14 protein-coding genes, 2 pseudogenes and 1 riboswitch are annotated in these 15,704 nt (G+C 36.2%); of the genes and pseudogenes, 11 read left to right on the top strand and 5 right to left on the bottom strand.

The window, feature by feature from the left end; all coding sequences use genetic code 11:
- Nucleotides 1-179 (bottom strand): transposase (locus tag J7J00_RS08875; RefSeq protein WP_286201257.1); only part of this gene is annotated, 179 nt, incomplete at its 3' end.
- 271 nt (nucleotides 180-450) lie between these two features.
- On the opposite strand from J7J00_RS08875, the gene galE reads away from it, so the two are divergent.
- The gene (gene galE, locus J7J00_RS08870) at nucleotides 451-1,482 is read left to right on the top strand and encodes a UDP-glucose 4-epimerase GalE (RefSeq protein ID WP_214789913.1); all 1,032 of its coding nucleotides are present in this window, start codon (nucleotides 451-453) and stop codon (nucleotides 1,480-1,482) included.
- A gap of 996 nt (nucleotides 1,483-2,478) precedes the next feature.
- On the opposite strand, the pseudogene purF reads toward galE, so the two are convergent.
- Nucleotides 2,479-3,865, bottom strand: a pseudogene (gene purF / locus J7J00_RS28855) (amidophosphoribosyltransferase).
- A gap of 860 nt (nucleotides 3,866-4,725) precedes the next feature.
- Here purF and gloA2 point away from each other — a divergent pair.
- The 6 genes and pseudogenes from gloA2 (at nucleotide 4,726) to J7J00_RS08845 (ending at nucleotide 8,654) form a co-directional block, all read left to right on the top strand.
- Nucleotides 4,726-5,083 (top strand): annotated as a pseudogene (gene gloA2, locus J7J00_RS27960) (SMU1112c/YaeR family gloxylase I-like metalloprotein).
- A 789-nt stretch (nucleotides 5,084-5,872) separates the two neighbouring features.
- A riboswitch (cyclic di-GMP riboswitch) is annotated at nucleotides 5,873-5,956 on the top strand.
- Between the two features lie 18 nt (nucleotides 5,957-5,974).
- Nucleotides 5,975-6,079 carry an anti-repressor SinI family protein gene (locus J7J00_RS08860; RefSeq protein ID WP_214789912.1) on the top strand — a complete coding sequence of 35 codons (105 nt, stop codon included), beginning with the start codon at nucleotides 5,975-5,977 and terminating at the stop codon, nucleotides 6,077-6,079.
- Between the two features lie 903 nt (nucleotides 6,080-6,982).
- The gene (locus J7J00_RS27955; protein WP_286201242.1) at nucleotides 6,983-7,114 is read left to right on the top strand and encodes a YwzD family small protein; all 132 of its coding nucleotides are present in this window, start codon (nucleotides 6,983-6,985) and stop codon (nucleotides 7,112-7,114) included.
- Nucleotides 7,111-7,593, top strand: a complete 483-nt coding sequence (locus tag J7J00_RS08855) for a VanZ family protein (RefSeq protein WP_214789911.1) — start codon at nucleotides 7,111-7,113, stop codon at nucleotides 7,591-7,593. Before J7J00_RS27955 ends, J7J00_RS08855 begins: the two co-directional genes overlap by 4 nt.
- Nucleotides 7,594-7,711: 118 nt before the next feature.
- The gene (locus J7J00_RS08850) at nucleotides 7,712-8,176 is read left to right on the top strand and encodes a hypothetical protein (RefSeq protein WP_214789910.1); all 465 of its coding nucleotides are present in this window, start codon (nucleotides 7,712-7,714) and stop codon (nucleotides 8,174-8,176) included.
- Between the two features lie 298 nt (nucleotides 8,177-8,474).
- Complete coding sequence (locus J7J00_RS08845) at nucleotides 8,475-8,654, top strand: hypothetical protein (protein ID WP_214789909.1); 180 nt, start codon at nucleotides 8,475-8,477, stop codon at nucleotides 8,652-8,654.
- Here J7J00_RS08845 and tagU read toward each other — a convergent pair.
- Entirely contained in the window at nucleotides 8,640-9,569 is a 930-nt protein-coding gene (tagU, locus tag J7J00_RS08840; RefSeq protein ID WP_214789908.1) for a polyisoprenyl-teichoic acid--peptidoglycan teichoic acid transferase TagU, read from the bottom strand. The genes J7J00_RS08845 and tagU overlap by 15 nt on opposite strands.
- A 509-nt stretch (nucleotides 9,570-10,078) precedes the next feature.
- Between tagU and J7J00_RS08835 the strand changes: the two genes are divergently transcribed.
- Entirely contained in the window at nucleotides 10,079-10,444 is a 366-nt protein-coding gene (locus J7J00_RS08835; RefSeq protein WP_214789907.1) for a hypothetical protein, read from the top strand.
- Nucleotides 10,445-10,570: 126 nt separating this feature from the next.
- Here the strand turns inward: J7J00_RS08835 and J7J00_RS08830 are convergent, their stop codons facing one another.
- Nucleotides 10,571-10,852, bottom strand: a complete 282-nt coding sequence (locus tag J7J00_RS08830) for a hypothetical protein (RefSeq protein ID WP_214789906.1) — start codon at nucleotides 10,850-10,852, stop codon at nucleotides 10,571-10,573.
- Nucleotides 10,853-10,934: 82 nt separating this feature from the next.
- Nucleotides 10,935-13,034: a right-handed parallel beta-helix repeat-containing protein gene (locus J7J00_RS08825; RefSeq protein WP_214789905.1), complete on the bottom strand. Its 2,100-nt coding sequence runs from the start codon at nucleotides 13,032-13,034 to the stop codon at nucleotides 10,935-10,937.
- 807 nt (nucleotides 13,035-13,841) lie between these two features.
- Here J7J00_RS08825 and J7J00_RS08820 point away from each other — a divergent pair.
- The 3 genes from J7J00_RS08820 (at nucleotide 13,842) to J7J00_RS08810 (ending at nucleotide 15,064) form a co-directional block, all read left to right on the top strand.
- Complete coding sequence (locus J7J00_RS08820; protein ID WP_214789904.1) at nucleotides 13,842-14,033, top strand: hypothetical protein; 192 nt, start codon at nucleotides 13,842-13,844, stop codon at nucleotides 14,031-14,033.
- A 355-nt stretch (nucleotides 14,034-14,388) separates the two neighbouring features.
- A complete protein-coding gene (locus J7J00_RS08815; protein ID WP_214789903.1) occupies nucleotides 14,389-14,622 on the top strand; it encodes a hypothetical protein in 234 nt (77 codons plus the stop codon).
- A 100-nt stretch (nucleotides 14,623-14,722) separates the two neighbouring features.
- Nucleotides 14,723-15,064: a hypothetical protein gene (locus tag J7J00_RS08810; RefSeq protein WP_214789902.1), complete on the top strand. Its 342-nt coding sequence runs from the start codon at nucleotides 14,723-14,725 to the stop codon at nucleotides 15,062-15,064.
- Nucleotides 15,065-15,704: the final 640 nt, after the last annotated feature.

The following is a 15,704-nucleotide window of genomic DNA, read 5'->3' as shown; positions in this document are numbered from 1 at the left end:
GTCATGGACTCTTCCCCTAAAGCGATTGGAGTAAACTCTTTAACCCATTTATAAATGGTAACTTCTGATACGCCATATTCGCCGCTTAATTCTTTGACCGAATTACCCGAGTGATAAAGATCTACAATAGTCTTCTTGAATTCATTATTGTATTTTTTACCTGTATTCTTACGTTCCAAGACGGACACATCCTCTCAAAAATCATTGTAAGGACTTAACTAAAATGTGTCCATGAAACTATACTAACTCCAGTGGGTTAAAATAAGAGGATCTTATGGACTAAAATACTATAATATTTTATTACTAATAAAATATACTATTATAAGGAATTTAGGATATAATTAGATTCTATTTAGTAAATGATTACATATTAAAAGCAAGCACACCAAATGGAAGGTGAAAGAAATACTTTTTCATTTGGTATTCTATAATTGAAGTGAGGAAATAAACGTGACAATACTAGTAACTGGAGGGGCTGGCTATATCGGAAGCCACGCAGCTGTAGAACTTTTAAAAAACGGCTATAATATTGTAATACTGGACAACTTGTCAAATAGTAATTTTGAATCAATAAATCGGGTTAGGGAATTAACGGGAAAGGACTTCCCTTTTTATAAATGCGATTTATTAGATCGTGATGAGTTGAACACTATTTTTGAGAATCATAATTTCGAAGCTGTAATGCACTTTGCAGGACTTAAAGCGGTTGGGGAATCAGTTGAAATCCCATTAAATTACTATCATAATAATATAACAGGCACTATTAATCTGTGTGACCTAATGGCCAAGCACGATGTAAAAAAACTTGTCTTCAGTTCATCGGCCACGGTGTACGGTCACCCGGAAAGTGTCCCAATTGATGAATCATTTCCATTGTCTGCAACTAATCCATATGGACGTACAAAATTGATGATTGAAGACATATTACGAGATTTATATATTTCGGATTCCACTTGGAGGATAGCCTTATTACGCTATTTTAACCCAATCGGTGCTCATGAAAGTGGGAGAATTGGAGAAAATCCGAATGGAATACCAAATAACTTAATGCCTTATATAACACAGGTTGCAATTAAGAAAAGAGAAAAACTTTCTGTTTTCGGCAATGACTATGAAACTCACGATGGTACAGGAGTCAGAGATTTCATCCATGTGATAGACTTGGTAAAAGGGCATTTGAAAGCACTCGAATTCCTTGATGAAAATAATGGGATAGAAACATTTAATCTTGGTACTGGTACTGGCTATAGTGTTATGGATCTCATTAATACTTTTAGCACTGTCAATTCAAAAGAAATACCTTATCATTTTGTAGATAGGCGCCCTGGTGATATCGCAATTTGTTATGCAAATCCTACTAAAGCAGAAAAAGTATTAGGCTGGCGTGCAGAAAAGGATTTAAACGAGATGTGTAAAGACTCGTGGAAATGGCAAACAGATAATCCGAACGGATACGAACAAAAAGTTCTCGTTCAATCATAACGGGTGTTTTGTTTATTGAAATGGACTGAGAAATCAGTTCTTTTTTTATTTTAAGAAGGATGCAGTGAATTCACCTTTTGTCGAAATGAATGGGCTGAGAATCTTAGGAGATGAGTCAAGAGTACAAATAAACTATAAAAGAGATGATCCTGTTATTCTTATATGACTCTTTTTGAATTAAATTTAAGCTAACTTGTCTCTTTTGGGGAAGAAAATGAAGATAAATTAAATACTCCAAGTTGCTATAATCTGTTAGATTATGAAAAATCGATAAACTTCTATGTATACATTTTAGGTTTGCATATTAATAAGGAAACATATCGAGAAGAAAGAAAATCTTATTAATTAGATTTAATGTTTGAAGGACGCCTATCAGCTAGAATTGTTTTCATATTCGGATATAATTAGATATATTCCCTGACTAGAATGTTCCGGAGCTAAAACTTATAAGTAGTAAAGCAAAAATAAGGATTATCAGTATAGAGAACTATTGTAAGCGCTTTCTCATTAGGTTATTATGATTAATATAGTACATAGAAAGAAGCTGCATTATTTTTATTAATAAGGAGAAGTTCATTCTTTTTGTGATACTGATTTTTAAAAATAATGGTTGAATAGTAATTAAATTTAACAACAGAAAAACAATCCTATAAAAGGGGATGCTTTATTATGAATGAATCCAGCAATGTTGTTGTGGGACTATTGTGGGGAACGTTTTTAAGCTTTCCGTTGTGGTTGTCATTTTTCGGTTGGATCAAAATTATAATGAATTTTATAAATTAAGAAATTAAAGACTCGGAATAAAAAGATACACTCATTGGTGATCGAGGACTTCGACTGTCAGGAGCAGAATGACAGCGTCTTGTACTTGCGCGAGCAATTAGAAAACAGTGACAAAATCCAAGGTTTAATAGTAGGAAAATGGCAGGCATAACACAAAGACAGTTGTTTTTTGTGTGGTGCCTGCCATTTTTATCCTACTTAAGCTGTATCACTTCAAATATTAGTTGAGTATGCACAACTAAAACAGGCTATACAGCGACTGCTGGTTTCTCCAAGATCCAATCTACAGCCTCTAATAACCCTTCGGTGCTTAAAAAGGCTAATGAATCTGCCCCGATAACCTGTCCCATAGCTCTTTCGTGTTCGTGTTTGTGGGCAAATAGTTCTTCCTTAGTTGGCATATCCACTCCATAATAACAAGGGTTCCTAACCATAGGTGAACTAATTCTTACATGGACGTCCTTGGCCCCTGCTTGCCGAATCAATTCGACAATGCGCTTGCTTGTCGTTCCCCTAACAATCGAATCATCGACTAATACCACCCTTTTTCCTTCCAAAATTTCTTGCACTGCGCTTAATTTCAGTCGAACAGCTAAGTCACGCAATTCTTGCGTGGGCTCAATAAATGAACGACCAGCATAAGTGTTTTTAATAATCCCCATCTCATATGGAATTCCTGTTTGTTGGGAAAAACCAATGGCGGCAGGTACACTTGATTCAGGAACTGCAACGACAACATCAGCTTGTGTCGGATGTTCTTTTGACAGAATTTTACCTAATTCCTTCCGGATTGTTGAGACACTTCTTCCTTGAATAACGCTATCCAGACGGGCAAAATAGATAAATTCAAAGGAGCAAAGCGAAACCTTACCTTTTTCTGCAAATCTTCAAGTTTGAATTCCATTTTCATCTATAAGAAGCCATTCACCCGGTTCAACTTCCCGCCAGAACTTAGCATCAACCGCATTTAAAGCGCATGTTTCTGAGGAGGTGATGATTGATTCACCAATTTTTCCAAGGCTAAGCGGACGTAACCCATGACGATCCAGGGCAATTAGCATTTGTTTTTCAGTCATTATAATCAAGGCAAATGAACCATCGATACGTTTAAGCATATCAGGTACGCTTTCTGCGAAATGCTTTTTACTTGAACGAGCTATTAAGTGAGCAATAATTTCTGTATCGGTTGTTGTTTGAAATATGCTTCCCTGCTGTTGTAACACATCCAAGTTCTCTCCTTGCATTTATGAGGTTGCCATTATGAGCAACAGCCAGGTCCCCCTTGCTATATTTAAAGACGAGGGGGTGTGCGTTTTGCAGTAAACTTTCACCAGAAGTTGAATATCGTACATGACCAATGGGCATATTTCCGATTTAGTCCATCAAGGATGTCCCGTGAAAATACATGGGTAACTAATCCCGTTCCCCTGTGATTCCTGAATGATTTCCCATCACTAGTCACAATTCCTACACTCTCCTGACCACGGTGTTGAAGTGCATGAAGTCCGTAATAAGTTAATTCGGCTGCTTTAGGGTGATTAAATACTCCAAATACTCCTGCATTTCTGAATCCATTTTTCTCTTCCTCCCGTTGATAAATTTTTTGTTATTTTTGGAAGAAAGTGAATTTATATCCTTTTTATTTACTGATCAGTAAATGGATAGGGATTAAACTAATTACAGCCAGTTCTATGGAACAGGTAGGGATTATTGCTTAACATTAATGAGTAAAACCTTGTTATAAAAGACTTTTAGGTATAATGGAATATTTTGAATTTATGTAATTTGTATGATTTATAGTAAACTATATAGTAAAGAACAGATATTAATTTATAAGATCTAGCCCATTATAAAAATAGTAAATAATACAGTTAATATTTTGCATGAAGATCAAGCAAAGGGACTTCGCAGAAAGCGTTGTCAGATAGCTGCCCTCAAAAAATAAGGAGAATATTTGATGACAAAAAACAAATTTATTACGTTCGAGGAAGCTTATGAAAAGAAAGAAAGAAGTAAGAAAATTTTTATTGGGTCTTATATTATTATTATTTTAATCTTTATTTCATTATTGACTTTTTTTCTTGGTAAATCATAAGGGGTGTTAAATGGGCTGAGAAAATTAGTCCTTTTTTTGTGTGGTAAGAAGTCAGTGAGGAAGTATGCAGGGAGCTCTCCTTTTGTCGAAATGGGTAGTCAAAGGAGCTAAGAGTCCTAAGACTACAAAAGAGACGATCTTTATTTTCACAAGTTCTATTTAGTAATAATAATTGAAAGGTCAATAGAGTAGGATCTGTAAGGTCGACCAAAGCTAGAATATACTGTATGTATTTCGTAGTTTTAGATGAGGATAAATATCTTTCTATTGTTGATTTTTTCCATATAATAACTCTGTTTAAATTAAATTTAAAACTTGTATTTGTTGCAGGTAGAAAATGAAGTTAATAAAATACACATGTTACTATAAACTGTTCAGATTATGAAAAATCCAAAAAGTCCTATGTAAACATTTTAGGTTTGGATATTAATAAGGAAACATATCGAGAAGAAAGAAAATCTTCTAAATTAGATTCTAATGGTTGGAGGAAACTATCAGCTAGAATTGTTTTCATTTCCTGATAGCCTTTACAGACCAAGTTATCCAGAAGCAAGAGGGCTTAGACATCTTGCTTTTTGAAGTGGAAGATATTAAACAGGCTGTGGAAGAATTAGAAGATAAAAATATTCCTGTAGAGCTTATACGTATTGTTACCATAACGGGGAAAAAGTTTCTTTTTTTAGAGATTCAGATGATTTGTCTTTTGAACTATATGAAAAGTAGTAAAATATATTACTTAGGTTTTAAATTTGTTACAAGCAGCATCCTTTTATGGGTGCTGTTTCTATATACCTCTCAACCTAGTCTCATCATAAAAAAAGTCCAATACTTGTCCACTTCAGTATGTCACCTTTTGCTCAATTTAAAATGATTATATAAATAGGATAAATAAATATTATGTATACATGGGAAGGTGGTTTAATCAGCCCTTTTTTATTTATGAACTGAATTCTAATGTTCACTTTGTTATTACTTAAATGCTTGCGATTAATACGATATGTTATCCACAGAATTAGTCAATTGTATTGGCTGATCCTAAGAGTTTTTATAGATTAGAACAATATATGTTCTAATCTATTGTGTTTTTTCAGAAATTGTAAGTATTACTATTTCAATAGAGTATTTGGATATAATAAAATATATTTTCTGCTTAGAATATTTCAGCACTAAAACTGAATCAATTAGCCCACTTATTTCGAAATATTATTTTTGTGGAATAGCAAATTCGAGCGTATATATGCTATTATAAATCTACTTTTAATAAAAGAGTTGTAGAGAAAACGCATTATACCAATGTTTTTCCATTGTAATGTCACTTTTTGATGAATGATGTTGAAAAATGACGTAAAAAAACGAATAGTATTATGAGCTATTATTACGTTTTTAAGTATAATTAACATTAATATAGTTTTAATTAAGGGGAAATTTTTTAGGTCATGATGGTTTATTTAGCACCATGGAAACAGGGATTCTAGAGATTTATTAATTTTTAAGAAAATTAATGTGAAATATTCTTGAGAAAGGCAAACCTATTGAAAAGTAGGGACGCAAAATTACAGGTCTAAGGCTAAATGCTAAGACGGCTGTTTTACCACAAGTTGGGTGGGATTTGATATGGAAGCTAAAAATGAACGGGAAGAATGGGTTTATCTAATTTTAGAGGCTAAAAATCTAGGGTTATCTATTGAAGATGTGCGAGAGTTCATAAAAGGAAAATGAAAAATTATCTTAGGGAAGGCTGTTATACAGTCTTCTTTTTTTGTTTTCATTACAGGAAATTACTGTAAAAGGTATCTTGAATAAAGAACATGGGGACAATAATATAAATGCAACCTAATTGAGAGGGAATTTATTATGGATGGACTTAATGCTTTTGTGAAGGGATTAATATGGGGAACTTTATTCAGTGTACCGTTATGGCTGTCATTTTTCGGTTGGGTAAAAATAATCATGAATTTTATAAAGTAAGCGCTTAATTAAAATGATGCCCAGGCAGGATTTAACATGATAATCATAGAATTTAGTTATTGTACATAATGCGTTAGTCGCAACCTTTTACAGATTTAAGAAATATAGCCTATGAAAAAAATAGTTAATAATACTTAAATGTTTTTGATTGTATGCCGATACTACACTATAGTTATCGAGCAAAGGGACTTCGTTTAAGGCGATGTCAGATAGCTGCCATCAAAGTAAAAGGAGATTATTTGATGACAAAAAACAAATTTATTACGTTCGAGGAAGTTTATGAAAAGAAACAGAGAAGCAAGAAAATTTTTATTGGGACTTATATTACTATTACTTTAGTATTGATTTCATTAATGACTTTTTTTATGGGACAAGCATAATATGGGGTATCGAAAGGGCTGAGGAATCGGTCTTTTTTTTGTTTTCTTATATCGACACGTATTTACCTAAAACATACTAGTATTCATTCCAAAGGGATATTTCAGAAATGTTAAAATTGGGTAAATTTTTGGTTTTTAAACTATTTCCTGCTTGCCAATCCCTACAATATATGTGATTATCAAATAAATGAGCTATATTCCTTATTTTTATAAAAAGGATTAGGACAACCGTATGAAATGTTGGATCAATTATATATTGGAGTGGAAATTTCTAATGGATTTTTTTGATATTTTAAAAGACACTTTTGCCAAGGGTGAGTCTGGACAAGATGTTTCTGTAAATGAACTTGTGGAAGAGATTAAGGAGAAATTAAGCGGGATCATAGAACAACCTGATAGTATATGATCCGTAGATACTTCTTCCCCATTTTGCTCGTTTTATGGGGGATGGTCATCTTCTTTTTTTCCTCGCAGACGTATGAGGAGCAAAGCATTACCCCTTTTTTAGAGCAATTCAATACGCCATATTGGTATGATAAGCTAAGTGGCATTTCATTCATGTATGGAGGGGTTGAGGTGAGTGCCCAAATAGCTGGAGTAAATGGCTTTCTGGAGTTTTTCCTTCGGAAGGGTGCCCATCTTTTTATCTTTTTTGTGTTTGGATTATTGACGTATCGTGTTTGGGGCCGTTTTGTGAATAAACCTGTTCTTTCGTTTTCGGGCTCTCTTTTATGTGTCCTCTTTTATGCGAGTGCAGACGAACTGCATCAAAAACTAACCGGTGGCCGAACTCCATTGTGGCAGGATGTCATGCTGGACACGTTTGGCGGTTTGCTAGGAATCTTTTTTTCTTTTTTCTTTTATCGATGGAGAAGGCGTCAATGAATCTAAGAAATCATTTCAGATACATATACTTAAGGAGCATGTCTAACAACATGCTTCTTTTTTATGGTTTTCCATTATATATATAAATAAAAGATAACCTGTGAGGGTGATGAGGGTGATGAGGGTGAGGGGACAAAGTAAGATTCCGATAGGAGTATTGACGGCTATTCTCATGGTTTTAGTTGCAGGAGCTTGTATCATTTTTCTTTTTCCGAGCGGATCAGAAAGCGTGGTTGAAGATTTCTATGAGTATGAAAGTGAAGCGGAGTTCGGGAAATCCTGGGATTTGTTAAGTACTGAAATGAAGCAGCGGTTTCCGGATCGGGCAGATTATGTGCAAAATCGGTCACATGTATTTTTACAGCATATGGATGTGGAGTCCTTTCAGTATGATGTAGGCCGTTCTAAGAAAGTGAAGAACTGGAAGTTGGATAAGAGTGGAAGGCTGCATAAAACGGCCTATGAAATTCCAGTTACACAGGTCTTCAATTCTCGCTATGGAATGTTTACTTTGAAACAAAATTGCTATGTCGTCAAAGAAAAAGGCGAATGGCGTATATTATGGGATTATCGGTTTGAATAGATTCCTCTCCTTTTTCAGGCTCAAGTTCGTTTTATTGAAAAGGGAGAGGCGATGCTCTCATGTAATGCCGAATAGATTTACTTCTCATGAAACATATTTCATTCTTGAACGATCACTGATGGCTTTCAAAATAAACATTTTGTCCTGTGTGCTTAGCATAGCCCAGCTGCCTGCTTTGATTTTCAATTAAATCCACTCCTTTTGTTTAGGATTATTCATTATAGGTTGATGAATGTTGGTTGTGGAATTCCGGGTCCAAAGAATAATAGTGTCTAGTGATGAAAGGGGCAAGGGGAAGATGGAATTTTCAGCTCATATTAGATTATACCGTCTTTTAATGCCTAATAAACAACAAAAATTCCAACAAATCTCTACAATTGGTGTTCGTTTTTTGTCAGAATATTGGACGGGGAAATTGAAAAAGCTGTCAGGATGCGGGTCCGGACAGCTCTTTCATTTTTTCTTATTTGATGGATAATTGTTCTTTTAATTCGGATTGGACCTTTGCTTTTTCTTCATCCGACACAATATTATAGTAAATTCCGTCGATTTTCGTTCCATTGCCTGGAATAGTTGCTTGGGTTATGTTTTTGCTGGCATCCCGATAGTTCTTTTGGATGTCCATCATGTCATCAAACGTCAAATTAGTCTGGATATTATTACCGAGTGCATCAAAGACTTCATCGTATTTCGTAAGAGAGGAAACGCTTGCGCCTTCCTTGATGACAGCTTCGATAATGGAACGTTGTCTCGATTGACGGCCAAAATCACCACTTGGATCATCATGTCTCATTCTTGAATAGGCAAGGGCTTCTTTCCCGTTAAGAGTATGCGTTCCTTTTGCAAAATGAATGCCATCGGAGGTGAAGTCCAAATCGTTTTGAACGGTCACGCCGCCGACTGCGTCAACGATATCCTTAAAGCCTTCCATATTAATCTTCATATAATAGTCAATTGGGATATCAAGGAAGTTTTCAACGGTATCCATGGACATTTTCGCACCGCCGAAGGCATATGCATGGTTGATTTTATCCTGTGTACCATGACCGACGATCTCGGTCCGTGTATCACGCGGAATGCTTAGCATTTTGACCGATTTCTTTTGTGGATTGACTGTCAAGACGATCATTGTATCTGAACGGCCTTTGTCGCCATCACGTTCATCGACGCCAAGCATGAGCATCGAGAAAGGCTCCTGATCTGATAGCGCAAGGTCTTTCGTTCGTTTATCCGTGGTACGGTCTATTGGTGTATGCATCGTGTCAACGGTTTTTGTCAGTGAATTCCATACGGAGTAGGCAAAAGCTCCCCCGGCTAATATGAAAAGTAGGACAATTATCCCGACTACCTTCAGCCATGTCCGTTTCTTTTTCTTCTTTTTTTCATGTCTCATATTTTACTTCCTTCCTCTTTTTGTAACCACTTCATCTATTATATTTAATTTCATAATAAAAGAATAGTATATTTTACTATTTTATAATACCTTTGACATATTTTGGTGTGCTGTTCACTAGTAACTAGAACAAATCTGAGGGGGTAGGAAGTTAGATTCATTAAAAGTTTAATATAGTGACTGATTTGAAAATCTACACTTTTTTCGTTGTTGGTTGTGTAATTTGGCCTAGTGTTTGTTTTTTTTGTTTACATCCAGATATTTAGAGATTGCAAGTCTTTTTATAATCGTGATCTTACAGCCATTTATTATGTTCTCTTTGATTTTTGGATGTTTGAATTATGAAGGGAAGACGTAATGTGGATTTACAATCTCTAGTCTGGAGCGAAGTTGCTTTTAAAGTGAATTATTGTCAGTGTGCTGTTTCAGGTGATTTCCATTTTATTGGCCTGCTGTTTAGTTTTTGTGGATTTTAGTGTTCCGACTAGTTATTTCAGTAAGACTTTCAAGTGGAAAATATTACGGAAATAGGTGGCTTTTCACAGCTAGGCTGGGTTATGACGGCGGTTAGTATTGTCATTACTGTACTTAAGATGTTTTTATTGGTAGATGCACTCGCAAGGATTCAACTTATTAAAAATATTCGTTGGCTGTTAGTGTCTATATTGTTTATAGAAATGGTTTTGTTGAAAAATTTGGTTGGCAATACAATGGTATATCAGAAACTGGATAATATTTGGGCTGTACCGCCTTTTAGCTTGTCTCAAGCCAAGTTTGGGTTTTCTATAGAAGGCGGGGGAAAGATTTTGCTTTTGACAAGCGGGTTGGATGATATTGTACCTCGCTTCATGTTGGCTGCTGGACCGAAAGATTGAGGGGGGAAAGGATGCCAAAGGGATTTTCATGCTTCAAACACAGGTTGCCGATCGAAATTGTTATTCAATTGTACGGGGTGAGATAAAAGGCGGCGAAAAGCTGCCGTTTCCGTTAGTTTTTTTGCATCATATCGTTGCTCCCCATCGTTTATATCCTGTACTAGCTTGTTCAAGTAAATCAATTTTATGTAATTCGCCGGATGACCCTATAACATGTTTTAATGTCAGTAAGGACGAGGGTACTCCATAATCGGATATCCCTACATCCTGCAGCAAGGTGGCTTCTTCAAGTAATTCATCACATAGGAAGCAAGGTCCAACGCTCTGTTGGAACATCCTAATAAAATGGTAAAATCGAACATCGCCCGTATCTTTATTGATTTCTCCGATAATCTGCGAAAGATTCATATTTTAGCCTCCTTTCGAGACAAATAATAAACACCCTCTTTTGAGAGAGTTAATCGTATTTCGTTACCGCGCAGTTTGTTCCCTACGAAATAAAATTGAAGTTAGCAGTATCTGTAGCAAAAGTCCCTAATGGGCTTGGCTTATAGTTTGTACATGTTCCCATAATTCCACCATTTAAGTTCCCTCTGAAGTCATTGCCGGACATTGTGTAATAATCCCCACTTCTAATCCATAAACCATATGTTTGTGTTTTTGTTCCCTGGTCATCATACGCTCTATTTCCTATTAATATGATATTAGAACCATATAAATCAAGACCTACTCCGTGACTGTTCTTCACCGTATTAGCGAGTAGAGATACATTCGTAGCATCTACAAAAGCATAGATACCTTGTTTCATAGAACCAACAATCAAGCTGTTGCTTAATTTAATGTCGGATGAGTTGCGCAGTGTTATGCCTTGCGCTCCGCTATTGTACACCTTATTACCGTCACCTTTAATGTCTTTTGATAAGTTATGGACATAAATACCATTAGTTACAGGATTCATCACTTTGTTATTATCCATGTTGATGTTTGTACATCCATAGACATACAGTCCGTAGTTAACTGGTGTCTCGATGATATTATTAGAAAGTTCTCCGTTTTGCAAGGTAATGTTAATCCCATATCTTCCGGAAGACTTGACTTTATTTTTATTAGTCTTAATACAATTCGCCGAAACATATATTCCATCAAGTGCTGGGGAATAAATTTCGTTATCCTCTACACTTCCAGATGAAATAACATTCAGTGGATTGTCCACCGTTATTCCTACACCTTTTGAGTTGTAGATTTTATTCCCTTTTATTTTTACACATTCAGGATTTCTTGCTCGTACTGCGCCACCAGTTCCTGAACTAGCTGCATCAATGAACATTTTATTATCTTCAATGTTGACATTTCTAACAGTGTCGTTGCAATCTAAGAAGAAAGACGCATCCATTGTTTTTCCATACACTGTATTCTTCTTAAATGATACATTGTCGCAAATACCTTCACCAGAAAATGCACCAAGGCGTTTATTTAGGTAGAAATAGTTGTTCTCGAAAGTTATATCTTTGTGTGTTCCAGGGCCTGTATTGCCTATACCTTCCGCGGTACAGGCTGTGGTATCTGCTATAAACACATTGTCTCGCACAGTAACTTTATCCACCGTGTCCCCTATAACATTACTTTCTAGGTCTACATATGATTTCTGTGCACGAATCCCTTTATTTCCAATGATGTTTACATTAGATGCATTCGTGACAACATAATGTGAACGACCAGCATTGAATGAAAAATTCTCGGATATATTAACCTCTTTAGCCCCCGAACCAACATAAACTGCATCATATTCAGGGTTACGTAGATACGTATCACGAATTGTGATTTTTGAAGATCCTGCTCCAATGTTAATACAATGGTAGCAATTCGTTACATTGTCCCTATTTCCGTCCAAAGTGATGTTTTCAATAAGAACATTCTCTATCCCCGAAGGATTATATAGGTTGAAGATATTTCGTAAGTCTGGGGATGCTGTCCCGTCTTGACCATCTTTCAATTTTAAAATAGCCTTTTTGCTTCCTGTTATAATCGAGTTGGATACTGGAATTAAACCATTACTGATAATGTATGTGCCATCAGGGAAATGAATTTTCCCACCTTTATTTAACACTTTTTGTACATTTGCAGTGTCATCCTGAGTCCCATTACCTAATACACCGTAATCTTTAGGGTTAACAGCTAACTCGCTAATGCTGTCAGTGAGTGTCCTAGGAGCTTCTCCTAGTTTGATAGAGTCACCGACTTGTGGTTTCTTCGCTGTTTCTCCCAACTGCGCATCAAGGGTACGCTCATCTTCTTCATCACTTTCATAATAAGAAGCCCTCACTCGAAAAGATGAATGACCGGTTTGGGCTTTCATTTTAAAGTCGGTAAAGGACTGTGTAAAAGTCTGCGATTGGAAAGCATAGATGATCACATCAACCTGTGTCCCAACACTTACTATCAAATTATTTGCGCTTTCGTTCGATATTTCTAATGTTTCTCGTATAGTGGTATCTGGAAAGGTGTATGTCCTTTCCGCGATTCCTACCCTATCCACTAATTCAGAGGTAACCACATTTCCATTACGTCTAGTATTTGTAATGCTCGGCATTTAAATCACCCCTACAGCTTGTTGAATTTCTCCATGTTGTATCCGCTTCTATCGTATTAATATATGAATCTTTTCATACTTTTGCCACGACTTTAGGCACTTCAAGCTGTTTTCTTACCGCTAAGATAAATTCTTAACCGTTAATGAACACTGTTCTATGTTTAGTTGGATTACTTCTAACTGGTAGATAAATAGTTTTACTTTCTGCTGTGCAAGAATCGCGTCACTGTCATTGAATATTTCCTTATCTACTTCTAGTAGTGATTTAACTGTCATTATAAATTCCTCTAAAAATTCAAATAAAAAAAGGTAGAGCCGCGAAGCCCTCCCCTTAATTAGTTTCACTACCAATTGCTGATTTTTAACGAAGAATCGTCTTCAAAACGTAACGCTGTGAATACTGATTTCCATGCTAATGTGCTATATAAGTCCATTGGGTTAGATGTATCCGCGCTGTCACCATCAGAGTTTTTCACGTTGATATCAGTCTTAGATGATACTTCAATATCAGGGATACCATAAGCACCTTCACCGATATCGATTGAACCGTATACGTCAATTGCAGCACAAGCATCAGTGAAGACAGGAGCTGTGTTCGATTCTAAGAAGTAGCTTCAGTACATTTGACTAGTGATACCTGGTTTCTCGGTTTTTCACTTCAACATAAGTATTTTTGTCTTTCCATCCTTGTGTGTTCATATGTTTGCAATGACCTCTGGGTGAGTGAACGCAAGATATCCTTTACACCAGAAGGAAGCTTAATTTGCTTCACTTTGTATTTCACCATGGATTATACGAAGTTTTATAATGTCTGTAGCTGTGATTTTATCTCCTGCAGCCACCGTTACTCGTGATGATTTCCACTTGCGTATTTTACATTTGTTCCTGCTGCCAATTGTCACGAACAAATTGGTCCTTAAATATACCGGCATGGTCAACGTTGCTCAAACTGAATGCGGGTCTTGCGAAACCGGATCATGGAGGGGTGACGGTAAGTAGGAGGATGGCTTCTAATTGAGGATGGCGAGATCATCTCCAAGGAAAATGTCGAGGTACTTCGCGAAAGTAGCGGGAAATCGGTGGTCGGTTGGCTTAAGGGGCGTCATAGCTAATATGAAGGAAAAATAATAAAGTAGCTTCGGAAAAGATTCCGAGGTTATTTTTTTGTTTGCAAGGAGAAAAGTTTTTGATTCTAATGAATTTGACCAATTAAAATAGATTTGCAAATTTTCAAAATGGATGGAGTGTTACTTTAAAATGGGTGATAAGGAAAGTCCCTATTAGAAAGAAGGCGCATATATATGCAGTACGGATATCCCTAAAGAATAAATGAATAATGGAGGCTAAAGAATAAGTGGAATATTCAGCGGAAAGCTCATCATACGAAAGTGAATCAGCGGAAAGCTCATCATACGAAATTGATTCAACGAAAAGTTCATCGTACGAAAGTGAATCAACGGAAATTTCTTCGTACGAATGTGAATCAGCGGAAAGCTCATCGTACGAAAGTGAATCAACGGAAAGCTCATCGGACGATGGTGAATCAACGGAAATTTCAGAGTACGAGAGTGAATCAACGGAGAGCTAATCAGAAAGATTTCTTTAAACTGTGTGATAAGCAAAATTCCTATTAGATATGCAGTACGGATATCCCTAAAGGATAAATAAAATTGGAGGTTAAAGAATAAATGGAATATTCAACTGAAAGTTCAGCGTACGAAAGTGAATCAACGGAAAGTTCATCGAACGAGAGTGAATCAACGGAGAGCTCATCGAACGAAAGCAGCTCAACGGAAAGTTCATCAGATGAAAGCAGTTCAAGGGAAAGCTCATCAGATGAAAGCAGTTCAACGGAAAGCTCATCAGATGAAGGGGGTTTAAATGAAATCCTTTCCGAGGCCGCAGAAGAAAATGAAAATCCAACTGAGGCTGAAGAGAATGGCAGTCCTCGTCGTGTGAATGTATTTAAGAAAATGTGGCTGGAAAATTTGATTAAAGCTTCGAAGGGTATCAATAAAGAAGAAGATTGACCACACAGGTACAGCAACTAAAAAGTTGTTGTGCCTTCATATGAAAAGGGACATGCCGCTAGAGCAGTGGTAATTGACATATCCTCTTACTGGATACAGGAGCCTAATTTTTCTGCGGCTAAAAGTACGTACATGCAATAATCTGAACTGTAAAAGTAATCGGGCTAGAATCATATTTTGAAATGTTGTTTCTGCCCTTGTTGAAACCTTAACAGATTGCGGACTAATTTCCGGGAAAGATTGGCCAAGCAAGGCGATTCAAAGGGAATTTAGACTAAGAGTTCCGGTTTCTAACCAAGAAAGACCTAGCCGGAGCGTTTGGCTGACAGTTGTACATACTGCTTGAGGATGATTTGAATAATGTCTTACTGTTGGGATATAGGTTGTTTTTTACGGTCACCAAATGATATCTAAATTTATTGGTCAATATAATTAGAACTCTCTGGAATTATTCATCTAGTTGGGATTTTAATAGAAGTAAGTTTCGAAATTTCGTTCGAAAAGGAGAAAGCTTAGAGGTGCCGAAATAGAATGTAGCTGTACACTTTACGGTGAAAGTTGGCATCATTGAGATGGTGAAGGTTTTTGTTAACAGGAGGCATGTTAAAAGTTTTCATTTTCCATAAAAAAGCTCCGGATC

The sequence above is a fragment of the Bacillus sp. ISL-4 genome (genome assembly GCF_018613275.1).
Taxonomy (GTDB): domain Bacteria; phylum Bacillota; class Bacilli; order Bacillales; family DSM-1321; genus Peribacillus; species Peribacillus simplex_E.
Note: the sequence above shows the minus strand (reverse complement) of the source record. Positions and strands in the feature narration are given on the sequence as shown.